Consider the following 22554-nt stretch of genomic DNA (forward strand, 5'->3'; position numbering starts at 1 on the left):
CCCTATCGTTGACGAAAACGACTGGTGCGGCGATTTCCGTGAGGAAGTAGATGCAACCTGAGTTCAAGCTACATCAGGACATCAAAGCCGGCGACGAGGCTAGGGCTCTCCTCGAAAGCAAATTGCTCAAGGAGTGCTTTGCGAAGCTGAAGCAGACCTATCTCGACCAACTGCTCAATACGGACGTAACGCAAACCGCCTTCCGTGACAAATGCTGGATGGCGGCTCGGGTCGTGGACGTCGTGCAGGATCATCTCGTGACGGTCGTGAACAATGGGGCGGTTGCCAAGAGCGACTTGGCAAAGCTGGCCCAGGAAGCCGAGCGCAAGAAGCGCTTCGGTATCATCTAAAGGACACTGTATGAGCACTGAAAACGCTGCCGCTGGCGGCGAGCTTGAGCCTGCGCCGGTCATTGGCGCCCCGACCCTCGACCTCGATACCGAGTATTCGGTTGAACAGGCTGTAGCAGATTTTCAGAAGAAGAAGAACGCACCGGCAGAGAGCGCGGAACCCGCGACCGCCGAGACGGAATCAGAAGCGAAAGCTGAAGACGCCGCCCCTCCTGAAGAGGTTCACGGCGAAGACGAAGGAGCCGACCCGGCCGCAGAGCCGCCCATCGAGCGCCCAAAGTCTTGGACTGAGGCAGAAGATGCCGAGTGGAAGGCCACGCCACGCGCCTTGCAACAGAAGATCGTTGCGCGCGAACTGGAACGAGACTCGAATCTTCGACGCGCTCAGAACGAAGCCGCTGACGCCCGGAAGGCCGCTGAGGCCGACCAGGCGAAGTGGAAACAGGAGCGAGAGCAGTACGTTTCAAAGCAGTCTGCTTATACCCAAGCCCTTGAGACTGCACTTCAGAATGAGTTTGGAGACATCCAGACCATGAACGATGTGCGGAAGTTGCAGGCTGAGGACCCCTTCCGGTTCCAGCAGTGGCAGCTTCGTCAGATGGAGCTTGGTCACGCGAAAGCCGAGGAGCGGGCAAACGAGCAGCGTACTTTGCAGGAGCGTCAATCAAAGCGAACGGTTTACGAGACCGAGCAGAACAAGCGGCTGATCGAGCTCGTACCAGATATGGCGGATGTCAAGAAGTCCGTCGAAATCCGCGAAAGGGCCGTTGCCACACTGACGAACGACCTCGAGCTATCCATGGATCAGCTCACCCGATGGCTGCAGGACGATATTGGACACGAGATCCTGTCCAACGCCGGCATTCAGAAGATGATCTACGAATTCATGAAGCAAAAGGAAGTGAAGGCAGCTCCCGCGAAAGCCCTCACCAAACCTGTTCCAGCGGTTCAAAAGCCCGGCGTCTCGGCTCCGAAGGGAGCGCAAGCCGCCGAATCCGTCCAAGCACTTCGCACCAAACTCAACGGCTCCGGCTCAGTAGAGGACGCATTCGCGCTCTACCAGGCGAAACGCCGCCGCAGCGCATCTTAAAGGACTAAACGATGACTATCCCCACTGGCGCACAGACCACCTATCCGACGATCGGCAACCGGGAAGACCTCTCGGACGAAATCTGGAAGATCTCCCCGACCGAAACTCCGTTTTTCTCGGCCGTCGAGAAGATCGGCACGAAAGCGGTCAAGCATGAATGGCAGACCGTTGCCCTTGATGCGGTCAACACCGGTAACGCACAGCTCGAAGGCGATACTGTCGCGCTCGACAACGCGACCCTGACCACCCGTCTCGGCAACAACCACCAGATCAGCCGCAAGGCCTATGGTGTGTCGCGCACTCAGCAGGCCGTCAATCCCGCCGGCCGTGGTAACGAGTTCGACTTCCAGAAGTTGCTGAAGGGTCAGGCGCTCAAGATCGATATCGACTCGATTCTGAGCGGCACCAACCAGGCCACCAACGCCGGCAATACCACGACCGCCCGCAAGACGGCCTCGATCCTTTCCTGGATTAAGACCAACACTGACAAGGGTGCTTCCGGCGTTGATCCGGCGGCGGCTGATGGCACCGGTACCCGCACGGACGGTACCCAGATCGCCTTCACTGAAGTTCGTCTGAAGAACGTCCTCCAGAAGATCTGGACGGCGGGCGGCAAACCGAACCTTGTGATGGCTGGTGGCTTCAACAAGCAAGCCTTCTCGACCTTCACGGGCCGATCGACTCCGATGGAGCAGGCGACCTCGCGTCGGATCGTGGCTGCAGTTGATGCCTACGATTCCGACTTCGGTAAGCTGAAGGTTGTCCCGTCGCGCAACATCCGTGCTCGTGATGTTCTGGTGCTGGAAACAGCCAAGTGGGCGGTCGGTCATCTGCCTGGTTCGGCGATGGTCTCCGAACCGCTTGCGAAGGTCTCTGATACCGATCAGGGCTTCATGGTGTCGGAGTACGCTCTGGAGGCTCGCAACGAGGCGGCCTCCGGCGGCGTGTTCGACTGCACCTCGGCCTAAGCGAGCCTTCATCGTCAACCTTTGGGCCGTCCTTTGGGCGGCCCTTTTTCTTGGAGGCTTAAATGCCACTCATCAAACCGCGCCCGCTCAATGAAGGGATATTTGCGAGCAATACTACGTCGATTGCGACCACTCCGGTGGCTGCAACCGCAATCGCGACCGAAAGCGGCTGGGCTCAGCGTGTTATGGCCGCCGCTGGTGGCACCACCACTGGCACGACCACTGTCACCGTGACCATCAATGGCGGATCTGACATTGCCGGCGGTGCGTTGACGATCGCGGCCGGTACGGGCGCTCGTGCTGGCTCTGTAGTTGAGTTTGCCGGCGTCGGCGCAAGTTCCGGTGTCTTCGTCAATGAGGGTGACTGCATCACCTTTACCGCTTCGGGCGGCACTGGCGCGTCCATCCCCGGCGCATTCGCACTCGTTATTCGCTCGATGACCTAACCCAAGCGCGCATCGAAAGGTGCGCGTTTTTCTTGAGGTTTACAGATGGCATTCTTTCCAAAAGCATCATCTTCGCGGCAAGGTGCGTCGCAGAATGTGGCGTTTGCCGCGTCTGGTGGTGCCTCGGCCGCTTCGGCTGCTTTCGGCCCGCAAACTTATCAGATCCGCGTTTCAGTATCTGGCACAGGCTTCGTTGCCGGGACGGGTGGCGTGCGTATCCGCATCGGAGATGGCACCCCGACCGCCACGGTAACTGATACGTTCGTTCCAAGTGGGACTCTAGGCGAGTATTTCACGGTCACGCCAGGCCAGAAGATCGCCGTTATCGGAAACGATGCCGGCACCGGAAATCTTAGCGTCACTGAGATGAGCTGATGTCGGTTCTGGTCGGCAACGAAAGCGATTTTCTCAAAACTGAGCTTCACGTCGATCAGAGCGAAAATACGTTCACGATCTATCGTGAGCAGGATGTCGAGCCGCATCTTGATTTCAACAAGTACCTCCAGACGCTCCGTCAAAAGAGCGACTGGGGGCGCCATGTCGCGCATATCCCGAACATCTTCTACGAGCAGTGGCTTCGTGAGGAATGGAATGCCGGGAACACCGAACTTAGGCCGTTCACGCCCGAGTTTGACGCTCTTGTTGAGCGCAAAATTCAAGATCCTGATTGGAAATTCCTGCGCGTGGATAGCCCAATGGTGGCTGGCTGGCTTGGGTTCGGTAGCTAATGGCTACGATTAGCAATTATACAGATCTCCAGACGGCGGTCACTGAATGGCTTGCTCGCGATCAGGATACGACACTGATCGCGCGTATCCCTACGTTCATTCAGCTTGCCGAGGCGAAGTTCAACCGTGAACTCTATATTCGGCAGATGGAGGCAAGGGCGACGGCCCTAACAGATCCTAACGCCTCTGAGCCGGAGTTCATTGCGCTCCCAAGCGATTTCCAATCCATGCGACGCATGAGGCTTTCTAGCGTCCAGGGCAAGCCATGCCTTGAGTTCATGAGCGGAACGCAGATGGACGAATTCCGGTATGGCAACGCGAATACGCCGGGGCGTCCTCTGTTTTTCACCATCTTCGCGAACGAGATCGAGTTGGCGCCGACGCCGAACGCTGCCTACACGGTTGAGATGGTCTATCGGACCAACATCCCGCCTCTCGCGACGAATTCGACAAACTGGCTCCTGACGCTGGCTCCAGACCTCTACCTATATGGCGCATTGCTCGAGTCGGCTCCGTATATGAAAGAGGACGGCCGCATTCAGACGTGGGCGCTTGGCTTCAAGACCGCGCTCGACGGCCTTTCAAATCTTGGCCTGACATCGACCTTCAACGCTGGTCCGGCGACCATGCGCGTTAGCGGGGTGACGCCGTAATGGCAAATTTCAACAAATACAACGGCTTTGTGCTGGATGTTTCCAGCGCGCTGCATCAGATGCAAACTGGCACGGCGCAGGTTTACAAGGTCTATCTTACGAACACGCTGCCGACCGCAGGAGATGCGACGAACAGCACGACCGGCGATCTCGCTACAGCCAATGGCTACACGGCTGGCGGGACGACAATCGGCACCATAACCGGCTCACAGACATCCGGTACGTTCTCATTTTCCGGCGGCACGAATCCGTCATGGACGGCCTCGGGCGGTTCTATTGGGCCGTTTCAATACGCGATCCTGTACAATTCGACCCAGACCCGAAAAATCGGCTGGTGGGACTACGGCACGGCTCTCACGCTGACCAACGGCAACACGTTCACCGTCCAGCTTCCCAGCCCGATCTTGACGATCACCTGATGGCAGCGTTTCTCGACGTCTGCCGATTTACTCCGACCGCTGGCGGAACGACGGATTGGACTTATTCGAGTGCCGTGACGGGCTATCAGAGCCCCGCTGTGGCCGGCGTGGTCAATGGGCGGCTGTACAAGTATCGCGCTGAAAGTTCCGATCTGACCCAATGGGAGGTTGGTGAGGGTGCTTATAACACCAGCACCGGCGTACTTGCCCGGACGACGGTTCTATTCAATTCGCTAGGCACCACGGCGAAGATCAGCTTCTCCGCAGCGCCTCAGGTCGCAGTTGTTGCGCTCAAAGAGGACATGCTTTCGATCGAGGAAGCCAACAGCTTTACAAACGCGCAGAAGTTACAGGCTCTCGCCAACGTCGGCATTGCCAATTGGTACTTCTCGGCTAGCCTGTCGGCGAACCAATCGTTCACCAGCGGCTTTACAAAGGTCAATTTCGATAGCGAGCTTGCCGACCCGTCGAGCTGGTACGACAACACGACCAATTTCCGCTTCCAACCGACTGTCGCCGGCAAGTATCGCATTACTGCCTCAGTCCAAGGAAGCGCAGGAACCAGTTTGAGCGAAATCGATCTCGATATTCGCAAGAACTCTGTGGCGGATTCACGCACGATCACTCTCGTAACCGGTCCTGCTGGATCGTCCAACGTCTCCAAGCTCGTATCGCTCAACGGATCGACCGATTTCGTGGAGATTTTCACCCAGCTCACGGGAACGGGCACGCTGACGATACTGGGCGGAAGCGCGCCGTTCCGAACCTGGTTCGAAGCGAAATGGGCCGGGAGTTGATGTGTCGCTGCTAGGCTTTGACGCTGTTGGCAGGCTGGCGCTCGGTCAGATCCCTACCAGCAAGTACATTACGCTGCCCGCTCTCACGGGGCCATTTGTAGTATCTGCGCAAGCGGTTCTCTTTCTGGTCAAAGAATCGACCGCTGCCGCCACCTATACGGTGACGGGAAACGCGGCTCTGTTCAGTACCAATCTCCTCGGTTCACTCGGCACGTTCGCGGAGACCGGAAACCCCGTTATCTTCGCTGTGCGTCTTCCGGCGGTAACGGCCTCGTATGCGGTCAGCGTGAATCCGGCGACGGTCAGTTTGGTTTTTAGCGCTGCGGTGACCTCGTATTCGATTACGGGCAATCCGGCTTCGTTCCCGACGTTTCTCAACGCGGCTGCCGGCTCGTATGTCGTCACCGGCTTTGCTGCGACGCTCACGCGGGATTTCATCAACTGGGTGCAGCACGGGAATACGACGACGGCATGGATGGGAGAAGGCGCGCCTTCTTCAGCATGGATACCCAAGGCAGCCCCGAACCCTGGTTGGGCTGCATCGAGCGTGCCGTCCTCGAGCTGGACTCCGAAGACTGGTCCGAGCTCGACTTGGACCAACGATCCAACTCAATTCATAGGTAAGCCGGTCTCGCACTGATGCCTCTTCTCAAATGGGGTTCTTGGACCCCTGACACCGTAGATTTTGAGGCGCAGACCCCGAAGACGATCCTGAACGTGGTGCCGCGCGCCGATGGCTATGGGCCGTTCCCGAGCGTTTCGGCGTACACGCAGGCGCTTCCGGCAACCTGCCGGGGTGGGTTCTACGCGCTCAAGTCGGACGGCACGGTTATCACCTTCGCCGCCACGGCAGGAAAGCTCTACCGGCTCAACAATACGGACTTTAGCTGGGTCGATGTCTCCAAGGGAGGCGCAACGTACTCGACGCTAACCGGTACTGCGCAATGGCAGTTCGCTCAGTTCGGAAACCTCGTGTTTGCGACACAAGCGAACGCGCCTTTGCAGGTATACGACCTTTCGTCCTCCTCTGCGTTCGCAGACTGTGCCGGAACGCCTCCGCAGGCTGCCTATATCTCGGTTGTCGGGCGGTTTCTGGTTCTTTCGGGCCTTCTGTCGCAGCCCTACCGCATTCAGTGGTCCGGCCTGAACGCAACGACGACTTGGACCAGTGGCGTCAACTCGTCGGACTTTCAGGACTTCCCTGATGGCGGCATTGTGCGTGGCGTGGCGGGTGGTGAGTATGGCATCATCTTCCAAGATCAGGCCATCCGGCGCATGTCGTATGTGCCGGGCTCGCCGATCATCTTCCAGATCGATCGCATCGCACAGGACAAAGGTATCTATGCGCCTTACTCGCTGGTGCGGGCGGGCGAACAGATCTTCTACTACGGCACGCAGGGCTTTGCGAAGATCGCGCCAGGCGGATATCCGGAGCCGATCGGCCGTGAAAAGGTTGACCGCACTTTCGGCGCTAATCTCGACAAGGGAAACTTGCAGCTTTGCTTGGGAGCATCCGATCCGAGAACGTCACGGGTTTATTGGGCGTACAAATCGGTTAGTGGTCAGGTCGGTCTCTACGACACTATCATTGGCTACGACTATGTTCTCGATCAGTGGTTCCAGGTGAATGACAATGGCGAGTACCTGCTAGGGATTTCGCAGACCGGTTTGACGCTCGAGGCGCTCGACAATATTGCGCCTGGCACGATTGCCATCACCGGAGCGGCAAACAATGGGGTTGGCTTGATCCGGCTCGCGGTAGCTTCGACTGCAACGCTTACGACAAATCAGATTATCTCCATCAATGGGGTTGTTGGTACGACGGAAGCCAATGGCGAGAACTGGAAGATAACCGTCATTGATGCAACGCATATCGATCTACAGGGCTCGACCTTTACCAATGCCTATGTGTCAGGTGGAACCATCGGGGGATCACTTGATGCGATGACGCTGAGCCTCGACGCCTATGCAACAGCTGTTCAGCCGGAAATCGCTCAGCTCAGTTCCGTGCACAAGCTTGGGTTTTATCGCGGCCCGAATCTTGAGGCGACGCTGGAGAGCGGCGAGCAGGGTACGGACGGCAACAAGATCTATATCAACGGTTTCCGGCCCGTGACTGATGCGGCGACAGTGTATGGGTCAGCCTCCTATCGCGACACGTCGAATGCGACCGCGACGGCCGGTGCAGAGGTGCTGATGAACTTGCGTACGGGGCGCTGCGATATGCGCCGCGAGACCCGCTATTCCCGGCTCAAGGTACGCATTCCCGCCGGGACGAATTGGAGCTACTGCGTGGGTGTTGAGCCTGATGTTAAGGGCGCGGGCTCGCAGTGACGGTCTATCTTCCTGGCATTACAGAGACCGATCTGAAAAAGATCATTCTGGCGGTTCAGCAACTCGGAGCGGGACGCTCGAACGCGGTTGGGACGATTACGCTGGCGGTGAGTGCGGCAACCACGACGGTTTCGGACAACAATTGCGCGGCTGGATCTACGGTGCTGTTCACGCCGACAACGGCGAATGCCGCAACTGAGGTTGGCAACGGAACGATGTACCTGAGTGCGGTCGCGAACAAGTCGTTCACGATCACCCACGCGAATAGCGCGACGACGGGCAGGACGTTTCTTTATGCCATCCTCGGCTGAACTGATCTGTGTCGATCCGAAACGCGTCCACGAGATTTGGCCGCACGCAAAGCAGTACATCAGGTCGGCGATAGACCGAACTGGCCTAAGTGCGTTTGAAGACGCTGAGTATGATGTTCTCTCTGGCGATCAGCTCCTTTGGATTGCTTGGAGTGGGAAAATCCTTGCCGCCGCGACCACGCGCCTGGCGGACGATGGAAAGCGCAAGGTTTGCGAGATCGTGGCGTGTGGTGGCGAAGATCGCGACAGGTGGCTACCGCTGATCGAGCAAATTGAAAAGTACGCAAGCAACGAAGGCTGCTCCTCTACGCGCATCATAGGGCGCGCAGGTTGGGAGCGGGTACTTGAAGGCTATCGCCGAGAGTACGTCATCTTGGAGAAGTCCATTGGGCGGAACGTCTAAGAGCGAGACTACGCAGCAGTCCACGACTGCTCCTTGGCAGCCGGCGCAGGGCGCCCTTACGGGCATCCTGGGGCAGCTCAACAACTATCTGCCGCAGACGGGCCTCAATGGTGCGCAGACGAACGCGATCAACACGATTGATCAGAACGGCGCGAATGTTGGTCAGTACGCGCCCGCAGTCAATGCATACACCACCAACCTTCTGAACGGGGGCGGTGCGACCGATCAGGCCGGCAACATCAACAGCGCCTATCAGCAGTATGTCAGCCAGACCAATCCGCTCGCATCGAACACGAACTATAATCCGTATGATACGCCGGGCTTCAAGGATGCGCTCAATACGCTGACGAGCGACATCACCAATCAGGTGAACGGCTCGTTCGCGGCGGCCGGACGTGATTTCAGCGGATCTAACAGCCAGGCACTTGGCCGTGGCCTCACTCAGGGGCTCGCTCCGACGATCGTGGCTCAGTACAATCAGAACGTCCAGAACCAGCAGGGCGCGGCCGGCAATCTTTACAGCGCCGGCAACACCACGGGCGGCATTCTATCGGCGCTCCAACAGCAGAAGCTTGCGAACCAGGGTGCGGGGGTAGGCGCCATCAGTGCGGGACAGGACGCGCTCAATTCTGGTGCCAACAACACGCTTGCAGCCGAAGCCCAGCGGCTCGGCACCCCGCTTCAGAACTTGGGTCTTCTCGCCAATATCGGCATTCCGATCGCTGGTCTTGGTGGCACATCGAGCGGGACTAGCAACACGACCAATCAGATGTCGGGCGCGCAGCAGTTCGCGACGATCATGGGCGGTATCGGATCGCTGATCCCCAAAGGGCCGATTTCGTTTGGAGGCGGTTCGTAAATGGCCGGACTTCTCGACTATCTCTACGACCCTTCTGGCGGCAACGGCGGCCTGCTGAGCCGGTTGGCGCCGAGCCTGAGCGCCATTCCGCAATCTGCTGGCTTCCAACAGCAAGACCAACCGGCGCAAGCATCGCCTCTTCAGATCGGCGGCTATCAAATGCCGCGAATGGGAAATGCTGATCTGTATCAACCCCAGGAAGCCGCAATTCCTCAGAACGCTCAGCCAACGCAAGGGCAGATGCCACAGATGCAGCCGGAGCAGGCAGCTGGCGGTTTCGGGGCTGGCTTAAGGGGATTCTTAGGTAATCTCCATACTGGTCCGTTGGGAGCGATAATCGGCGGCATTGGAAGTGCGGCTGGGCTTCAAGACCCTGCAACGCAGCGCGCTAACCAAACGGCGAAATACCTTGTCACCAAGGGCTTTGATCCCGCGCTGGCTCAGAGCGTTGTTTCAGACCCCGCGCTTTTGCGTGCCGTTCTCCCCCAGATGCTGGGCATCAGCGGACAAACTGATGACATCAAGGAATACGAGTACGCCAAACGCCAAGAGCCGAGCCTTTCATTTAGGGACTTCATGAACCGCAAGAAGGCGGTCTCTGGTGAGTATTCGCTTAACCCGGTCTATGGCACTGACGCGCAGGGCAACACTGTCCTGTTGCAGACGGGCAAGAGCGGCGAGGCGATCCAGACTAAGCTTCCGGATGGCGTCAAGGTTTCGAGCGGCGTCGATAAAGTCGATCTCGGCACGCAGTGGGGCATTATCGACAAGCGGACCGGCAATCTGGTCGGAACGCAGCCGAAGGACATCGCTGGTAAAGAAGCGGCTGAGGTCAAGGGTAAGGCTCAAGGCGAGGCATCCGTGGCGCTACCAGGTGCGGTTGCCGACGCAGAGCAGACCAAAACAAAGATCGACCAGCTTCTTAACAATGAAGGTTTGGATTCCATCGTCGGACCTCTCGATCAATTCCGCCCCTCGTGGACTTTAGGTGAGAAGGGCCGCGATGCCTTGGCCCGCTACAATCAGCTCAAGGGTTCGGCCTTCCTTCAGGCATACGGGCTGCTTCGTGGCGGCGGCGCGATCACTGAGGTTGAAGGCAAGAAGGCGGAGGACGCTATGGCCCGCCTCGACCGCGCGCAGAGCGAGGCCGACTTCAGGACGGCCCTTAAGGACTTCCGCGACGCGATCGACGCTGGCGTGTCCAAGCTGAAGGCCAGGGCTGGTGGCGGCGCGCAGGCCACCCCTCCCGCATCCGCCTCAACTAGCCTCAAGCAAAAGTATGGTCTCGACTGATGGCAGATATCGCGCGGATCAAGGGCAACATCGCCAAGATGATTGCTCAAAATGCTCCCGAGAGCGACATTGATGCGTATGTCAGCAGCGAGGGCGTGACGCTTGATGATCTGAAGAAGCCGGCTGCTCCGACGCTGGACAAGTATCAGCAGGCAGCAGTTGACGAGCGCGACGCGCTACAGGCGAAGGGTGTTGACACTAACGCGGGTGTAGCTCGGCGTTACATGCAGGGCCTTACATTCAACACTGCCGATGAAATTCTCGCCGGGTTGTCCACCCCGTTTGAGATGGTCAAGCGCGGAACTCTCAATCCCAAGGAAGCCTACAACTACGCCAAAGCCCGCGAGGATCTGATCCTCGACGATGCGCGCAAGAACACAGGTGCGCTGGGCACGGCCGCAGAGATTGCCGGCGGCGTCGGAACCGGCTTGGGTGCGGCTCGGGCCGGTTTGTCGTTCGCCAATGCTCTGCCGCAGGGCGCGGGGCTCGTTCGGCGTTCGCTGGCGTCCGCTGGCGATAGCGCTGCTTTCGGCGCTCTGGCTGGTGCCGGCGAGGGCAATTCAGTCGGCGAGCGCTTCAATAACGCTCTGTTGGGTGGTGTTGTTGGTGGTGGTGTGGGAGCGGTCGCACCGGGCCTTGTTTCCCTTGTCGGACAGGCTGCTTCGCCAATCATCAGCAACATCCGCGCTCGCATCAATCCGGAAGGATTTTCGCAGAGTCAGGTTGCTCGAGCGGTCAATGAGAGCGGAAAATCAGCCTCAGAGATCGCCCAAGACGTGATCGATGCAAACGCGGCAGGACAGCCCTATACCTTAGCCGACGCGCTCGGCAACTCTGGGCAACGGATGCTTTCGGCTGTGGCCCGATCGCCCGGAGAAGGCAGAACGGCAGTTGTCAATGCTCTGGAAGGCCGGCAGGCGGGGCAGGGACAGCGCGTTACGGATATCGTGGACGAAGCCCTTGGGGCTGGTAATACGGCCCGACAGACCGTTGACGAGTTGACGCAACAAGCTCGGCAAAATAGCGCTCCTCTTTATCAGGAGGCTCTTAGTCAGCGCCCAGTCTGGAATGAACGACTTCAGCAGTTCTTTGATGATCCAGTTGCACAGCGTGGGTTGCGTGAAGGCGTGGCGGTTCAGCGCCTCGAAGCCTTGGCGGAAGGGCGCCGCTTCGATCCGCTGGATTATGCCATCACTGGCTTTAACGAGGCTGGCGACCCGATCTTGTCTGGCGTCCCGAACATGCGGACGATTAACCTCCTGAAAAAGGGTTGGGATAACATCCTTGAGGGATATCGAGATGGCACTACGGGCCGCTTGAACCTCGACGAATACGGACGTGCACTTGATAATGTCCGGCGCTCGTTCCTGCGCGAGGTCGATTCCGTCAATCCGGCCTACGGCGCCGCTCGCCGCGAGTTTGCTGGTCCCGCGCAAGTTCGTGATGCCGTTCAAGCCGGCGCGGATGCTGCAAATCGAGGACGTGCAGCAGACAATATAGCTCGCTTTCAAGCTCTCGCTGATCCCTCCAAGCAGGGATATCGCATCGGATATGCAGACACGCTGGCAGCCCGCGCCGAAAAGGGAGCGATGGGCGTCAACAAGGCGCGTCCACTGACTTCCGATAAGGCCCAGCAAGAACTTGAGGAATTGTCCCTTCATCAAGGGCCAAATCTCCCCCGCAGGCTTGACCCGATGAACCGCCGTCTTGCGCGCGAACAGACCATGTTTGAGACGCGGAATGCGGCTCTTGGCGGTTCAAAGACCGCAGATAATTTGGCTGACTCCGAGGCTCTTGGCGTCAATCCCACATTGGTCGGGCAAGTGCTAACGGGCAACTGGGGTGGCGCGCTCCGCTCCGCTTTGGCTGCCGGCCAGAACGCCCTGAGCGGCAATACGGCTCAGGTTCGGCAGGCCGTGGCCGACGTGCTCTTGCAGCGTGGTGCCAACATGAGTCCCGCGGCCCTTCAGCGGATGGTTGATGAGGCCACGCGGCGTATTGATACCATCCGCCAAGTCGCGCAGCAGATCGGCCGTGGTGGTAGCGCTGGTCTTGCTGTTGCTCCGTCCGCGACGGGCAGCCGNCCGCCGTTAGTGGCGGAAGTAATACGTAATCGAAACCGTAATCGCAAAACTGATGAGCCAAGCCAAGGCGCCGGGCAGACCGGGGCCGAAGATTGGCTCTTTCGGCTTTTCTCGATCCGAACTCCAATTCTGAGGCTCTAGATCAACGTCCATGGCGCTATCTGATCTGATCGTTGGGGCTGAGAGCGGCGGCGACGCCAACGCCACAAATCCGAATTCGTCCGCGACAGGCGCCGGCCAGTTCATCAATTCGACTTGGCTGTCCATGATCCGGCAGCATCGGCCGGATTTGGCTGATGGGAAAAGCGATCAAGAAATCCTCGCGATGCGGGGTGATCCGAACCTCTCGAAAGAGATGGTTGACGCCTACGCCGCTGACAACCAAGCCATCCTACAGAAAAACGGCCTGCCGGTCACGTCAGGAAATACCTATTTGGCCCACTTTGCCGGCCCTCAAGGCGCAGTCAAGGTTCTCCAGGCCGATCCAAACGCGCCAGTTGGCTCGATCCTCGGGGATGCGGCAGTCAAGGCCAATCCGTTCCTGGCCAAGATGACCGCAGGGGACTTGCAGGCGTGGGCAGCGCGGAAGATGGGCCAAAGTCCCTCCCAACCCCAACCCGCACAGGCGAGTCCCGCAAGCGCGCCTGGCGCCCCTTTAACGCTGCCCTCGGCTCCCGCGCCGATCTTCCCGCAGATGGCTCAGGCACAGGCCCCCCAGCAGGCAGCCCCGGCCGACATGGGGCCGCTCATCCAGTCCCCCGAGACCGCCATGCAGGCATCCCCGATCCACTTCGCCCAAAGGCGTCCCGTCAACCTTGCCGCGCTGCGAAATGCCTTGCAAGCGCGAACACCGTTCTTCTCGAAAGGCTGATCTGAATGTCTCTCCAATTCTATAACTGGTCGCGTAACGCTGGCGACAATGCAACGGCGGATAGCAACGTAAATTGGGCGGAGGGCCAATCACCGTCCAGCGTCAATGATTCCGCCCGCGCTATGATGAGTTCCACCGCCGCTTTCCGAGACGACATTGCGGGCGCGATTGTGACGGCCGGGACTTCGACCGCCTACACCGTCTCAAGCTACCAGGTGTTTGATACGCTGGCGCATCTGAACGCGAAAGCCATCGCATTCACGCCGCATACGACGAACGGAGCAACCGTCACGCTCAATGTGGACGGTCTTGGAGCTAAGCCGCTTCGGTCGGCTCCGACCGTCGAGCTCCCGGCGGGCGTGATCGTGCAGGGCACCCCGTATATTGCGACCTATAATAACACAGATGGCGCATTCTATCTTCAGGGCTTTTACGGAAATCCCTATAATATCATGATCGGCGCGAGCATTGACTATTGGGGCACGACTGCTCCGAATAGTTCTTTCGTGCTTTCCTATGGTCAAGCGATTTCGCGCACCACTTATAGTACCCTGTTCTCGCTGGTTGGTACGACGTACGGCACCGGAGATGGTACGACGACCTTCAATATTCCAGATATTCGCGGACGAGTAATTGCCGGCATGGATAACATGGGAGGCGTTGCAGCAGGGCGCATTGGTACTGTTGTAACTGACAGCGGCACGATCGTGGGAACATCGCTCGGATCAGCCGGCGGGTCTGCAACCCACGTTCTTACGGGCACAGAAATGCCGGCGCATAGTCACGCGAACAGCCTGAGTGATCCGGGCCACACTCACGTTGAAAATATTCCATATCCAGGCGGTGGTAGCGCTTATGCCGGCTCGGCCGGATCGAGCGCGACCGCCCAATTTTTGCCCTCCACGACGCCGAGTACAAACTCTGCTACGACTGGCATCACCATCAATAACGCCAATGCGGGCGGTGGCGGCGCTCATGCGATCCTGCAGCCCACCATCCTCGCCCTGAAGCTGATCCGGATTATCTAGTCAAAACCTTGTACAGGCGTTGATAGATGGTCGCTTCAGGCAACCAGTCTAGGACAATCGGCGCGATCCTTGCCGCCGCTGTCGCTGCCGTCGTTGGAAATCCTGTACGACTGACGTTGAGGTTGTGGAAGCGTTCGACGGTCATGCCATGACGCGAGAACACCGCCATCAGCTCGCTGTGAGTAAAGTACCTGCGGAACTTGTTTTCCCCAATGATCGGGGCGGACATAACGAACACTTTGCCAGCGTGCTCGCGTGCGATCTTCGCGAAGAATGCGTCCTGTTCTTCGGGCGACAGGTAGTAGATGCATTCGAGGGCTGCGATCACATCAAAGCCCTTGAACGAGGTCTCTAGGAAATCTGAGATCTTGAACGTTGCATTTGGCAGGCCGCGTGCTTTGGCGCGGTCAATGGCCACGCTGCTGATATCGACTGCGGTAACGCTCTTTGCGTCGCCAAAGACGGCGGCGGTCAAATGGCCTTCGCCACATCCTAGTTCCAGAATGTATCGCCCGCGAACCGTCTCGCGTAGCAGGCGCCTAAACACTCGATCCCTGAAACTCGCGTGCGAGAGTTTCCACGGGTCGGGCTTGGCATAGAACTGATCGAATTCGACGGCAGTGCGCATTCCAGAGCCTTCCAAGGCCGGGATTCTATCCCCTCAACCTCAAGAAGTGTCAACCCAAAGATGAAAACCAGTCACAAGGTGGCTGGCGGCAGTGCTGCCGTCATTGCCGCAGCGATCACGGCCCGGACCCCCTGAAATGACCGCTGAAAACTTCTCAGATTGCCTCCGGAGGGTGCTTATCCACGAGGGTGGGTACTCAAACGACGCCGACGACCCCGGTGGCGCCACGATGTGGGGCATTACCCACATCGACTATGACGCCTATCGTCGCCGGAAGGGGCAGCCACCCCAGGACGTGCGCCGCATGACGGTCACAGAACGCGATGAGATCTATCATCGCAAATACTGGATCGGTTCCAGGTGTGACGAACTTCCCTCAGGCGTCGATTACTGCGTCTTTGACGGCTCAGTCAATTCTGGAGTGGCTCAGTCCACCAAGTGGCTCCAGCGCGCCCTTGGCGTGACGGTTGACGGTTATATCGGGGATCAGACGCTTCTCGCCGCATCCCATGTCGATCCTGACAACCTGATCAAGGACATCTGCGCTCAGCGTCGGCGATTCCTCCAGTCGCTTCGCACCTTCAAGACGTTCGGTCGCGGCTGGATGCGTCGCGTTAATGAGGTCGAGAAGGCCGCGACAGCGATGAGTGAAAACCCGAACGACAGGCCACCCGATACCGGGGCAAAGGCCCCTCCAAAGGATATCAAAGGAGCGCCTGTAGGAACTGGAACGGCGGCTGGTGGCACAACTATCACGACGGTCCTGGCCAGCATCGTCCAACAAATCCAAGACACGCTAGCGCCCTATAGCGACACGCTGAGCGCAATCAAATATGTCCTGTTTGCTGCGGCCCTCATCGGACTCGGTATCACTGCTTACACAATCTGGAAGCATGAGCAGGTGAAGGCGGTTTCATGAACATCATCCTGAGGTGGCTTCTCGATCTAGCGAAGCCATATCTGTTTCAGATCATCATCTATGGATCAGTCGCAGCCGCCCTCGGGGGCGGTTTTTTGTATCTCAAGGTTCACTATGAAAACGTCGGCTACGCCAAGGCTATTTCCGCAATAGCGGCGAAGGACAAGAGCGCGCTTGATGAGGTCAACAATGCCAAGAAAATGGTTGATGAGTGCTACGCTGCTGGTCGTAGCTGGGACGTCACTAGCGGGTTGTGCGACTGACCGGCAATTCGCAACGCTGTCTAACGGCGCATGCTCTGCCTTTCCGCGCCCTGAATATCAGGTGAAGGGCAGGACATCTTACGATCAGCGCTGGGCAGATGAAACGACAGAAGCCGGCGTTGCTGGGTGCCATTGGAGGCGCCCGAAGGCTCGACCGGCTTCGCTCGACAAGCCCCCATCTGTAACCAACAAAGCTCCTGAGCCCGGCAAACCAGCGACATTCAAGCAGCGCTGGTTCGATAGGTTCAAGATGCATCGGAAATTGTTCCGATGACCACAGGTGACGCAGTGAACAAATCCGCCACGGTAGCCGCAATCTCTAGCCCGTGGTGGCTCCCGGTGCTCCACAAGGTTTCAGATGGGGCGGCGCTCGTACTCCCCATCCTCGGCGTTCTTTGGCTCCTGATCCAGATGTTCTGGTGGATCTACAGCCGCATCAAGGGGAAGGCTGTATGAATGCCGCCACTCTGGTTTCTCTACTGGGTGGCGTCTTTTCTCGTGGTGGCCGCCGTTCTCGCGCTTGTCTCCTGGGCCTGGGAATGGTGGCTCTGGCGGCGGGAGAAGCCGTAGCCCACGACCACAACCATCCAGAACTCAGCGATTGGTTCCGGTCTCTGCACAGCAAGGGCGACGCCTGGTGCTGCAATGGCGACGACGCTGACATGGCGGAGTGGGACACGATGGGCGGTCGATACCGAGTCCGCATTGACGGTCAATGGATCGACGTTCCGGATGATGCGGTTGTGGAAGGGCCAAACCGAGTAGGCGGGGCGCGCGTCTGGTCTTGGTATCAGGACGGCAAGCCCGCTGTGCGCTGCTTCCTGCCGGGGTCGATGATCTGAATGGGGGTAAAACTCCTATTCCTAGACATCGAGACAGCGCCAATTCTCATGACCTCGTGGTCAATGAGGAGCCCAGAAGCCTCAGCGGTGTGGGTCGAACGAGACACATTCATTCTCATGTTCTCCTACAAATGGGCACATGAGAAGCAAGTCAGGACGGTCTGCCTTCCTGACTTCCCTCGTTACAAGCGCAGCAAATTTGACGATAAGGATTTGTGCGGTGTGCTTCATCATCTCATGGATGAGGCGGACATTATCTGCGCCCACAACGGCGACGCCTTCGACATTAAGAAGGTCAACAGCCGGCTCATCGTCAACGGGTTCGGTAAGCCAAGCCCGTTCAAGACGATCGACACCCTGAAGATTGCCCGAAGCGCATTCAAGTTCGATAGCGCCAAGCTGGACAACATCGGGCGGTATCTCTCTGAGGGTCGCAAGATCCCCAACACCGGCGCGGATCTCTGGCGTGGCTGCGTTGAGGGAGACCTGAAGTCGTGGGAAACCATGCGCCGCTACGGCAAGCAGGATACGGCTTTGCTCGAGCGCGTGTATCATCGCCTCAAGTCGTGGGCTCCGAACCATCCGAACCTGAACCTCTACAAGGAATATCGGGACCGGGTTGGCTGTCCAACCTGCGAGAGCACAAACACGCAGCGTCGCGGAATCGCTGTGAAGCAGGCCTATAAATATTACCGCTTCCAGTGCCGCGACTGCGGGTCTTGGTTCACGGGGATGAAGGTATGAAACAGAGGCGCAAACTGAAAAAGTCGCGGCACTATCACCTCGCAGACGATGCCGAATGCGTCTTTGATTACGAACTGCCCGAATGGCTCATTGGTGGTGACTGAATGACCCGCAAAGTTGTCCATGTCGACGACGGGGAATGGGTAACGATCTCATGGAGGAAGCAGCGCGAAATGTGCTGCGGATGCGGCTTAGAGCATGACGTTGATTATCGCGTGGAAGACGGAAAACTTCAGTTCCGCGCTATAAGACGTGGCAAGCCCAGGGTGAGGCCTGAATGAAGGTGTACCTGGCAGGCCGCATAAGGGGCAGAGCGAACTACTTCGAGGTTTTCGCTGCTGCGGCTGACGATCTCCGTAAGCAAGGCTTCGAGGTCTTCAACCCCGCAGCCGCGAACCTCGAAGGAGCGCCGCTCAACAAGATCATGGCCTATCTGCTGCCGTATCTCTGCCTAGAGGCCGAAGCCATAGCCTTGTTGCCTGGCTGGTGGCGCAGTGGGGGCGCTCGCATAGAATATCTGCTCGCCCGGTATCTAGGACTGAAGATCATCAAGCTTTGACCGCGCAAACTCCTGCGCCTGCTCCTTGGCCGTCTCCTGGTCACCCTGCTCGGGCCTGAGCCGGCGGCCGGCGATGTCGTCCCAATAGAAAAACCGAGATTCTCTTCCGTCCGCAAACCTGACCTCGAAGCTCCCGCAGTCCGGGACGGCTTCATGCTTGATGATGCGTACGGGATCGCCTTCTGCCATGCCTAGGGCTCACGGGATCGCGCCAGAGGTGACGCGATCCATTGTGAGGAGAAGATCAGGCGGCCTTGCGCTTCTTCGCGCTGGCCCGAAGGATCTCGAGCACGGTCTTCGGGTCTGTCTTGATGAGCATCAAGTAGGCCCGAAGCCCTCCTAGGGGACGCGTGCGTCCTTGCTCCCAATCCCTGATCTGGTTGATGGTGAAGCCGAACTCGGCCGCAAAATCGTCCTGCGAAAGGCTCAGCTTCTTGCGAATATCGCGGACGTCGATCTCCGGCGGGACATAGAGCTTGGCAGGCTTCGCGTTGCCGCGCGCGATCTCCAGCGCGAGAAGGCGAGGGAGGTCGCGGAGCTGCGGCGGTCAGAGCTGATCGTGCTCGAGATCGACTAGCGGAAGAAGCTCCAGACAACTGCGAAGAGCACGATAGCGGCCATACAGACCAATGTTTGGCGGCCGATGCGGTTCACCACATCCTCGGGAAATCAAATGGTCGTTGAATTGCTGCTGCCGCCGACCTCCTGGAACAGATGAAACGGAACCCCCAGGGGGACTGGACCATTAAGGATGTGGAAACCGTTTGCGCCCAGCATGGCGTGTCCTGCAAGCCGCCCACAGGAGGCGGGAGCCACTACAAGGTGTTCCACCCGCGCATTGATCACATTCAAACCATTCCCTTTAAAAGGCCCATAAAACCTGTATATATTCGCAGGTTAGTGAGGTTTCTCGAAGTGGTCAGGAGGATCAAGTGAGCATCTCGACTGATTACGCTGTAACGATCCGACCGCTTTCGGCCGCCGATGGGGGCGGTTTTGTCGCCCTGGTTCCGGACCTTCCGGGATGCATGTCTGATGGGGAGACGCCTCAGGAAGCTCTGGCGAACGCCCAGGATGCAATCGCCTCTTGGATAGAAGCTGCTCACGAGCTCGGCGGGCCGATTCCAGAGCCGACCCGCGAAGACCTCCTCAAGTTCGGCTGATAGGCGGGCGCACCCCTCAGGAGTACGAGGGGCCAAGTCTGGTCGCTCGGCGATCCATCTACCGAACGCGGCAAGAAGGTCTTCCAGTTCTTGTATCCTGCGCCGTTGAGCGTCATTTTCTTGGCGCAGGCGATCTATCTCTGCTCTAAGGCCATCAACCTCCGGATCTGACATATCGAGTCTCCTGGCTTAGCTGCGTCAGTCTGTCCGGCCGCCGCCCGCAGTGCGGGCCAGCCACTTGTGCTGAATCTCTTCGCCCCAACGGGATTTCAGAGAGTTGACTAGGGCTTCGCGCTCGTTGGCAGCCGAGACCATCCAAGAACCCCAAGCCTTGGCATTCTCGAACATATCGTCAATCTCGGCAATCCGAGCGATCGTATCCTGATAGCCAAGGGGAGATCCGGCAAAGAGTGCTGTGCTCATCTTCGATTCCTATTTAGGATGGTCTACCTGAGATCGGCCGGACCAGCGACCATTGCCGAGAATAGGCGTGCTCAGAGCGGCCTAATACCAGCATGGCGTGGTTGCCCGTGGGGTACGTCTGAATAATCTCGACGGGCTCTGCATCGCCTCCGTCTGGAGGATAGGCCCACCAAAATTCGCCGACCTTCGGCTCTTTCTCCTTCGGCATGACACGTCCTATTATGACCGAATGAGTAGCGCGACCGCTTCGGCCAGCCTAGCGCCATCATAGACGGTAACGCTGCATCTGTCGTCGATCGCGCTGAGCCGCCTGCGGCCTTCGTCGGCGTCGCATTTGCCCTGACGGCGATCAGCCGCCAGTTGTTGAATGGCGATAGACTTTTCCTTCTGTCGGTCCAGATAGTCCAGCCAGCGCTGTCCTTCGGCCTTCGCTTCGTCAAGTGTCATCGGGCGTGCTCTTCCTGCTCATGATCGCGGCGGTGGCATATGGAGAGCCTGCGATGCGATCTCCTTGGCGTACTTCGCTAGGTTTTTATCGTCCAGTGATCTGATTCGGCGCAGCGCCGTTTTCAGATTCGAGAACTCCTTGATGACCTCGCGCGCTTCGGCGGCGGTGAACGGTATCTCGAAGTCGCCATCCGCGTCGGCATAGGTCTTCATGATCGTTTCGAGCTCAAACATCGGTTCGCTCCCCATTCGGGACCGAGGGCCTGATCTCGCCCTTGTCGGTCATGTTGTTTAGGTCGTGGATAGCCTTCCGGTAACGATAGGCCCATTCCCCTTCATCGCCCGCGAACCTCTCCCAGTCGGGGCTCTCCCGGACCTTGAGAGCCGCTAAAAGGGTGCTTAGCGTGCAGCCCTTCTTGATCGTTGTCGCCGGCTCCAGCTTGACGTCACAGGGCAGAACATAGTTCAGGTCCATGGGCGATCTCTCATCTTTCAGGTGCGAGGGTCAGAACGGTATTTCATCATCATACTGGTTGCGCGCTCGCCAGCGCCGCCACGGCCGGAGGAACGGCGTCATCTTGTAGTAGAGGTCGCTCCACCACTGCCGGCGTTCCTCGCGCTCCATTGCCTCAGCAAACTCGGATTGGAAGCGAAGCTCGCGGTCAATATCGGTGGCCGTGGCGTACCAAGAGTGCCCGCAGCGATAGCACCGGCAGCGACCGTCGAGAATGTCGGTCTCATGGTCTTCGTGGTCACAAGGCTCTTCGTCCTCGTAATCCGGGGATGCCAGCTTCCAGTCGTCGTAGCTATCTCGCCAGCTATCATCATTCCAGGCCATGGGCGCATGCTCCCTTCCAAGATGCGGGTGGCTAGTCTTCAATGCCGGGCTTCATAAAGTCCGGCCATGGACGCTCGCCACGAAGGCACTCGTAATAGTTATCCTCCAAGCCCTGAACGATCATTTCGCCGCCCCAGCGCTGTTTCAATTGAAGTAGCATGAATGCCATCTGCTCGACGGCTTCCGCCATGTCCTTCATATTTTCCAGAAGGCCGAGGCCGTGATAATTACCTTCATCTGTCAGGCAGTGTTTGAAGCTACCAGCCATTTCATCCTCCTATATGTTCGTCAGGCCGCGCGGACCTTCTTGAGGTCACGTTCCAGGGCGTCGATATCGCGCCGCTTGCGGTCCAGTTCCTTCTCGATCTCGGCGGCCCTGAACTCGTTCACCGCCTTGCGGCTCTCAGGACAGAGTTTGGAGTTGCAGACCTCGCATGCCATATCGAGAGCCGATTGGATCGCCGTTGCCAGCCAACGCTCATCGACACTGCTCGAATGGCTCTTGTCGCCCTGATACCGCTGAAGGTGGCGGATCAGTTCGTGGGTCGTCATCGGCTTATATTCCTGCGCGTCCATTTCAATTCCCTTTTGTCGTTCACATTCCAACAGCGTCAGTCCACCGCGTTGCGCTCTTTGACAACATTGAGGATGACCAGTTCCTTCTTGATCAGGTCGCGGAACCCCTGCTCAACCAGCGCGGCCCGCTCCTCTAACGTCTTCATGTCTCGGCTATCGATTTCAGCCCGGATGAAGTTGACCAGGGCGAATCCCAAAGGGCTCATCATTTTCTCGCATCTCCGGTTAGTGATTCGGGCTAGTCGCGGTTGATCCATTCCTCGATCGCCTTGGCGGTCGGCGGCTTCCAATTCAGGATCTTTCCGGTGTCCAAGTCGATATCCAGGATGACGTAATCGCCATAGTGGTCGCCGGGCATGAAGCCGGGCACGTAGCCGTCTTCCTGGTCGAAGATCTCATCCCCGTTCTGATCGACCAGCGAGGCCGTAAACATATCGCTGACCTTGCAGTGCACCTTGAGCACCTTGGCCTCGATCTGGACCTCTTTCTTCATCGCAATTGCAGGCATTTGACAGTCC

General features: G+C 58.3%; 36 protein-coding genes. 24 read left to right on the forward strand and 12 right to left on the reverse strand.

Features of this window, described 5'->3' with window-relative positions:
* The first annotated feature begins 50 nt into the window (after positions 1-50).
* The 17 genes from AYJ54_RS26565 (at position 51) to AYJ54_RS26645 (ending at position 14634) form a co-directional block, all read left to right on the forward strand.
* Positions 51-350 carry a hypothetical protein gene (locus AYJ54_RS26565; protein WP_063703552.1) on the forward strand — a complete coding sequence of 100 codons (300 nt, stop codon included), beginning with the start codon at positions 51-53 and terminating at the stop codon, positions 348-350.
* Between the two features lie 10 nt (positions 351-360).
* On the forward strand, positions 361-1440 hold the full coding sequence (locus AYJ54_RS26570; protein WP_063703554.1) for a prolipoprotein diacylglyceryl transferase: 1080 nt from the start codon (positions 361-363) through the stop codon (positions 1438-1440).
* Between the two features lie 11 nt (positions 1441-1451).
* Positions 1452-2408 carry a DUF5309 domain-containing protein gene (locus AYJ54_RS26575; RefSeq protein WP_063703556.1) on the forward strand — a complete coding sequence of 319 codons (957 nt, stop codon included), beginning with the start codon at positions 1452-1454 and terminating at the stop codon, positions 2406-2408.
* A 62-nt stretch (positions 2409-2470) separates the two neighbouring features.
* On the forward strand, positions 2471-2854 hold the full coding sequence (locus tag AYJ54_RS26580) for a hypothetical protein (protein ID WP_136623951.1): 384 nt from the start codon (positions 2471-2473) through the stop codon (positions 2852-2854).
* A 45-nt stretch (positions 2855-2899) separates the two neighbouring features.
* Positions 2900-3229 (forward strand): hypothetical protein, encoded by a 330-nt coding sequence (locus AYJ54_RS47830; protein ID WP_082905864.1) that lies wholly within the window; start codon positions 2900-2902, stop codon positions 3227-3229.
* Positions 3229-3582 (forward strand): hypothetical protein, encoded by a 354-nt coding sequence (locus AYJ54_RS26585; protein WP_063703558.1) that lies wholly within the window; start codon positions 3229-3231, stop codon positions 3580-3582. The genes AYJ54_RS47830 and AYJ54_RS26585 overlap by 1 nt, the downstream gene beginning before the upstream one ends.
* Complete coding sequence (locus AYJ54_RS26590) at positions 3582-4235, forward strand: phage adaptor protein (protein ID WP_063703559.1); 654 nt, start codon at positions 3582-3584, stop codon at positions 4233-4235. The genes AYJ54_RS26585 and AYJ54_RS26590 overlap by 1 nt, the downstream gene beginning before the upstream one ends.
* Positions 4235-4654 carry a hypothetical protein gene (locus AYJ54_RS26595; protein ID WP_063703560.1) on the forward strand — a complete coding sequence of 140 codons (420 nt, stop codon included), beginning with the start codon at positions 4235-4237 and terminating at the stop codon, positions 4652-4654. Before AYJ54_RS26590 ends, AYJ54_RS26595 begins: the two co-directional genes overlap by 1 nt.
* Positions 4654-5451, forward strand: a complete 798-nt coding sequence (locus AYJ54_RS26600) for a hypothetical protein (RefSeq protein ID WP_063703562.1) — start codon at positions 4654-4656, stop codon at positions 5449-5451. Before AYJ54_RS26595 ends, AYJ54_RS26600 begins: the two co-directional genes overlap by 1 nt.
* A 1-nt stretch (position 5452) precedes the next feature.
* Complete coding sequence (locus AYJ54_RS49770; RefSeq protein WP_136623952.1) at positions 5453-6091, forward strand: hypothetical protein; 639 nt, start codon at positions 5453-5455, stop codon at positions 6089-6091.
* Positions 6091-7785, forward strand: a complete 1695-nt coding sequence (locus tag AYJ54_RS26610; RefSeq protein WP_063703565.1) for a hypothetical protein — start codon at positions 6091-6093, stop codon at positions 7783-7785. The genes AYJ54_RS49770 and AYJ54_RS26610 overlap by 1 nt, the downstream gene beginning before the upstream one ends.
* A complete protein-coding gene (locus AYJ54_RS26615) occupies positions 7782-8096 on the forward strand; it encodes a hypothetical protein (protein ID WP_063703567.1) in 315 nt (104 codons plus the stop codon). The genes AYJ54_RS26610 and AYJ54_RS26615 overlap by 4 nt, the downstream gene beginning before the upstream one ends.
* Positions 8080-8499: a hypothetical protein gene (locus AYJ54_RS26620; RefSeq protein ID WP_063703569.1), complete on the forward strand. Its 420-nt coding sequence runs from the start codon at positions 8080-8082 to the stop codon at positions 8497-8499. The genes AYJ54_RS26615 and AYJ54_RS26620 overlap by 17 nt, the downstream gene beginning before the upstream one ends.
* A complete protein-coding gene (locus AYJ54_RS26625; RefSeq protein WP_063703571.1) occupies positions 8483-9358 on the forward strand; it encodes a hypothetical protein in 876 nt (291 codons plus the stop codon). The genes AYJ54_RS26620 and AYJ54_RS26625 overlap by 17 nt, the downstream gene beginning before the upstream one ends.
* Positions 9359-10651 carry a hypothetical protein gene (locus AYJ54_RS26630; protein WP_063703573.1) on the forward strand — a complete coding sequence of 431 codons (1293 nt, stop codon included), beginning with the start codon at positions 9359-9361 and terminating at the stop codon, positions 10649-10651.
* A gap of 2235 nt (positions 10652-12886) precedes the next feature.
* Positions 12887-13606 carry a lysozyme family protein gene (locus AYJ54_RS26640; protein WP_063703576.1) on the forward strand — a complete coding sequence of 240 codons (720 nt, stop codon included), beginning with the start codon at positions 12887-12889 and terminating at the stop codon, positions 13604-13606.
* Positions 13607-13611: 5 nt separating this feature from the next.
* Positions 13612-14634, forward strand: coding sequence for a tail fiber protein (locus AYJ54_RS26645; RefSeq protein WP_063703577.1), 1023 nt, complete (start codon positions 13612-13614; stop codon positions 14632-14634).
* Here AYJ54_RS26645 and AYJ54_RS26650 read toward each other — a convergent pair.
* Positions 14627-15262 carry a class I SAM-dependent DNA methyltransferase gene (locus tag AYJ54_RS26650; RefSeq protein WP_063703578.1) on the reverse strand — a complete coding sequence of 212 codons (636 nt, stop codon included), beginning with the start codon at positions 15260-15262 and terminating at the stop codon, positions 14627-14629. The genes AYJ54_RS26645 and AYJ54_RS26650 overlap by 8 nt on opposite strands.
* A 136-nt stretch (positions 15263-15398) precedes the next feature.
* On the opposite strand from AYJ54_RS26650, the gene AYJ54_RS26655 reads away from it, so the two are divergent.
* The 5 genes from AYJ54_RS26655 to AYJ54_RS26680 all read left to right on the forward strand — a co-directional run bounded on the left by AYJ54_RS26655 (position 15399) and on the right by AYJ54_RS26680 (position 18589).
* A complete protein-coding gene (locus AYJ54_RS26655) occupies positions 15399-16181 on the forward strand; it encodes a glycoside hydrolase family 108 protein (protein ID WP_063703580.1) in 783 nt (260 codons plus the stop codon).
* Positions 16178-16444: a hypothetical protein gene (locus AYJ54_RS26660; protein ID WP_063703582.1), complete on the forward strand. Its 267-nt coding sequence runs from the start codon at positions 16178-16180 to the stop codon at positions 16442-16444. The genes AYJ54_RS26655 and AYJ54_RS26660 overlap by 4 nt, the downstream gene beginning before the upstream one ends.
* Positions 16445-16896: 452 nt before the next feature.
* Positions 16897-17286, forward strand: a complete 390-nt coding sequence (locus tag AYJ54_RS26670) for a hypothetical protein (RefSeq protein ID WP_245329135.1) — start codon at positions 16897-16899, stop codon at positions 17284-17286.
* 117 nt (positions 17287-17403) lie between these two features.
* Complete coding sequence (locus tag AYJ54_RS26675) at positions 17404-18030, forward strand: ribonuclease H-like domain-containing protein (RefSeq protein ID WP_161491909.1); 627 nt, start codon at positions 17404-17406, stop codon at positions 18028-18030.
* 277 nt (positions 18031-18307) lie between these two features.
* Positions 18308-18589 carry a DUF4406 domain-containing protein gene (locus AYJ54_RS26680; protein ID WP_063703590.1) on the forward strand — a complete coding sequence of 94 codons (282 nt, stop codon included), beginning with the start codon at positions 18308-18310 and terminating at the stop codon, positions 18587-18589.
* Here the strand turns inward: AYJ54_RS26680 and AYJ54_RS26685 are convergent.
* Positions 18563-18778 carry a hypothetical protein gene (locus AYJ54_RS26685; RefSeq protein ID WP_063703592.1) on the reverse strand — a complete coding sequence of 72 codons (216 nt, stop codon included), beginning with the start codon at positions 18776-18778 and terminating at the stop codon, positions 18563-18565. The genes AYJ54_RS26680 and AYJ54_RS26685 overlap by 27 nt on opposite strands.
* Positions 18779-18833: 55 nt before the next feature.
* A complete protein-coding gene (locus AYJ54_RS47835; protein WP_347337237.1) occupies positions 18834-19046 on the reverse strand; it encodes a helix-turn-helix domain-containing protein in 213 nt (70 codons plus the stop codon).
* Here AYJ54_RS47835 and AYJ54_RS52775 point away from each other — a divergent pair.
* Together AYJ54_RS52775 and AYJ54_RS26700 are read left to right on the forward strand one after the other, a co-directional pair.
* Positions 18948-19166: a hypothetical protein gene (locus AYJ54_RS52775; protein WP_063703593.1), complete on the forward strand. Its 219-nt coding sequence runs from the start codon at positions 18948-18950 to the stop codon at positions 19164-19166. The genes AYJ54_RS47835 and AYJ54_RS52775 overlap by 99 nt on opposite strands.
* Positions 19167-19521: 355 nt before the next feature.
* Entirely contained in the window at positions 19522-19752 is a 231-nt protein-coding gene (locus AYJ54_RS26700) for a type II toxin-antitoxin system HicB family antitoxin (RefSeq protein ID WP_063703597.1), read from the forward strand.
* 198 nt (positions 19753-19950) lie between these two features.
* Here AYJ54_RS26700 and AYJ54_RS26705 read toward each other — a convergent pair whose 3' ends face one another.
* The 9 genes from AYJ54_RS26705 to AYJ54_RS26735 all read right to left on the reverse strand — a co-directional run bounded on the left by AYJ54_RS26705 (position 19951) and on the right by AYJ54_RS26735 (position 22544).
* Complete coding sequence (locus tag AYJ54_RS26705; RefSeq protein ID WP_063703598.1) at positions 19951-20175, reverse strand: hypothetical protein; 225 nt, start codon at positions 20173-20175, stop codon at positions 19951-19953.
* A gap of 219 nt (positions 20176-20394) precedes the next feature.
* Positions 20395-20622, reverse strand: a complete 228-nt coding sequence (locus AYJ54_RS26710) for a hypothetical protein (RefSeq protein ID WP_063703600.1) — start codon at positions 20620-20622, stop codon at positions 20395-20397.
* Between the two features lie 18 nt (positions 20623-20640).
* The gene (locus AYJ54_RS26715) at positions 20641-20856 is read right to left on the reverse strand and encodes a hypothetical protein (RefSeq protein ID WP_063703602.1); all 216 of its coding nucleotides are present in this window, start codon (positions 20854-20856) and stop codon (positions 20641-20643) included.
* The gene (locus AYJ54_RS26720) at positions 20849-21097 is read right to left on the reverse strand and encodes a hypothetical protein (RefSeq protein WP_063703604.1); all 249 of its coding nucleotides are present in this window, start codon (positions 21095-21097) and stop codon (positions 20849-20851) included. The genes AYJ54_RS26715 and AYJ54_RS26720 overlap by 8 nt, the downstream gene beginning before the upstream one ends.
* A 30-nt stretch (positions 21098-21127) precedes the next feature.
* Complete coding sequence (locus tag AYJ54_RS26725; RefSeq protein WP_063703606.1) at positions 21128-21460, reverse strand: hypothetical protein; 333 nt, start codon at positions 21458-21460, stop codon at positions 21128-21130.
* Between the two features lie 31 nt (positions 21461-21491).
* Entirely contained in the window at positions 21492-21728 is a 237-nt protein-coding gene (locus AYJ54_RS49775; RefSeq protein ID WP_136623953.1) for a hypothetical protein, read from the reverse strand.
* A gap of 20 nt (positions 21729-21748) precedes the next feature.
* Positions 21749-22036, reverse strand: a complete 288-nt coding sequence (locus tag AYJ54_RS26730) for a hypothetical protein (RefSeq protein WP_063703608.1) — start codon at positions 22034-22036, stop codon at positions 21749-21751.
* Between the two features lie 35 nt (positions 22037-22071).
* On the reverse strand, positions 22072-22245 hold the full coding sequence (locus AYJ54_RS50845; protein ID WP_161491910.1) for a hypothetical protein: 174 nt from the start codon (positions 22243-22245) through the stop codon (positions 22072-22074).
* A gap of 29 nt (positions 22246-22274) precedes the next feature.
* Positions 22275-22544, reverse strand: coding sequence for a hypothetical protein (locus AYJ54_RS26735; RefSeq protein ID WP_201724257.1), 270 nt, complete (start codon positions 22542-22544; stop codon positions 22275-22277).
* Positions 22545-22554 lie beyond the last annotated feature (10 nt).

Origin of the sequence: Bradyrhizobium centrolobii (assembly GCF_001641635.1) — a bacterium.
GTDB classification, from domain to species: Bacteria; Pseudomonadota; Alphaproteobacteria; order Rhizobiales; family Xanthobacteraceae; genus Bradyrhizobium; species Bradyrhizobium centrolobii.

Excerpts from the sequence above, each read along its gene's own strand:
- AYJ54_RS26565 (WP_063703552.1), top strand. The coding sequence starts at position 51 with ATGCAACCTGAGTTCAAGCTACATCAGGACATCAAAGCCGGCGACGAG.
- AYJ54_RS26570 (WP_063703554.1), top strand. The coding sequence starts at position 361 with ATGAGCACTGAAAACGCTGCCGCTGGCGGCGAGCTTGAGCCTGCGCCG.
- AYJ54_RS26575 (WP_063703556.1), top strand. The coding sequence starts at position 1,452 with ATGACTATCCCCACTGGCGCACAGACCACCTATCCGACGATCGGCAAC.
- AYJ54_RS26580 (WP_136623951.1), top strand. The coding sequence starts at position 2,471 with ATGCCACTCATCAAACCGCGCCCGCTCAATGAAGGGATATTTGCGAGC.
- AYJ54_RS47830 (WP_082905864.1), top strand. The coding sequence starts at position 2,900 with ATGGCATTCTTTCCAAAAGCATCATCTTCGCGGCAAGGTGCGTCGCAG.
- AYJ54_RS26585 (WP_063703558.1), top strand. The coding sequence starts at position 3,229 with ATGTCGGTTCTGGTCGGCAACGAAAGCGATTTTCTCAAAACTGAGCTT.
- AYJ54_RS26590 (WP_063703559.1), top strand. The coding sequence starts at position 3,582 with ATGGCTACGATTAGCAATTATACAGATCTCCAGACGGCGGTCACTGAA.
- AYJ54_RS26595 (WP_063703560.1), top strand. The coding sequence starts at position 4,235 with ATGGCAAATTTCAACAAATACAACGGCTTTGTGCTGGATGTTTCCAGC.
- AYJ54_RS26600 (WP_063703562.1), top strand. The coding sequence starts at position 4,654 with ATGGCAGCGTTTCTCGACGTCTGCCGATTTACTCCGACCGCTGGCGGA.
- AYJ54_RS26610 (WP_063703565.1), top strand. The coding sequence starts at position 6,091 with ATGCCTCTTCTCAAATGGGGTTCTTGGACCCCTGACACCGTAGATTTT.
- AYJ54_RS26620 (WP_063703569.1), top strand. The coding sequence starts at position 8,080 with ATGCCATCCTCGGCTGAACTGATCTGTGTCGATCCGAAACGCGTCCAC.
- AYJ54_RS26630 (WP_063703573.1), top strand. The coding sequence starts at position 9,359 with ATGGCCGGACTTCTCGACTATCTCTACGACCCTTCTGGCGGCAACGGC.
- AYJ54_RS26640 (WP_063703576.1), top strand. The coding sequence starts at position 12,887 with ATGGCGCTATCTGATCTGATCGTTGGGGCTGAGAGCGGCGGCGACGCC.
- AYJ54_RS26645 (WP_063703577.1), top strand. The coding sequence starts at position 13,612 with ATGTCTCTCCAATTCTATAACTGGTCGCGTAACGCTGGCGACAATGCA.
- AYJ54_RS26650 (WP_063703578.1), bottom strand. The coding sequence starts at position 15,262 with ATGCGCACTGCCGTCGAATTCGATCAGTTCTATGCCAAGCCCGACCCG.
- AYJ54_RS26655 (WP_063703580.1), top strand. The coding sequence starts at position 15,399 with ATGACCGCTGAAAACTTCTCAGATTGCCTCCGGAGGGTGCTTATCCAC.
- AYJ54_RS26660 (WP_063703582.1), top strand. The coding sequence starts at position 16,178 with ATGAACATCATCCTGAGGTGGCTTCTCGATCTAGCGAAGCCATATCTG.
- AYJ54_RS26670 (WP_245329135.1), top strand. The coding sequence starts at position 16,897 with ATGAATGCCGCCACTCTGGTTTCTCTACTGGGTGGCGTCTTTTCTCGT.
- AYJ54_RS26675 (WP_161491909.1), top strand. The coding sequence starts at position 17,404 with ATGTTCTCCTACAAATGGGCACATGAGAAGCAAGTCAGGACGGTCTGC.
- AYJ54_RS26680 (WP_063703590.1), top strand. The coding sequence starts at position 18,308 with ATGAAGGTGTACCTGGCAGGCCGCATAAGGGGCAGAGCGAACTACTTC.
- AYJ54_RS26685 (WP_063703592.1), bottom strand. The coding sequence starts at position 18,778 with ATGGCAGAAGGCGATCCCGTACGCATCATCAAGCATGAAGCCGTCCCG.
- AYJ54_RS26705 (WP_063703598.1), bottom strand. The coding sequence starts at position 20,175 with ATGAGCACAGCACTCTTTGCCGGATCTCCCCTTGGCTATCAGGATACG.
- AYJ54_RS26710 (WP_063703600.1), bottom strand. The coding sequence starts at position 20,622 with ATGACACTTGACGAAGCGAAGGCCGAAGGACAGCGCTGGCTGGACTAT.
- AYJ54_RS26715 (WP_063703602.1), bottom strand. The coding sequence starts at position 20,856 with ATGTTTGAGCTCGAAACGATCATGAAGACCTATGCCGACGCGGATGGC.
- AYJ54_RS26720 (WP_063703604.1), bottom strand. The coding sequence starts at position 21,097 with ATGGACCTGAACTATGTTCTGCCCTGTGACGTCAAGCTGGAGCCGGCG.
- AYJ54_RS26725 (WP_063703606.1), bottom strand. The coding sequence starts at position 21,460 with ATGGCCTGGAATGATGATAGCTGGCGAGATAGCTACGACGACTGGAAG.
- AYJ54_RS49775 (WP_136623953.1), bottom strand. The coding sequence starts at position 21,728 with ATGGCTGGTAGCTTCAAACACTGCCTGACAGATGAAGGTAATTATCAC.
- AYJ54_RS26730 (WP_063703608.1), bottom strand. The coding sequence starts at position 22,036 with ATGGACGCGCAGGAATATAAGCCGATGACGACCCACGAACTGATCCGC.
- AYJ54_RS50845 (WP_161491910.1), bottom strand. The coding sequence starts at position 22,245 with ATGATGAGCCCTTTGGGATTCGCCCTGGTCAACTTCATCCGGGCTGAA.
- AYJ54_RS26735 (WP_201724257.1), bottom strand. The coding sequence starts at position 22,544 with ATGCCTGCAATTGCGATGAAGAAAGAGGTCCAGATCGAGGCCAAGGTG.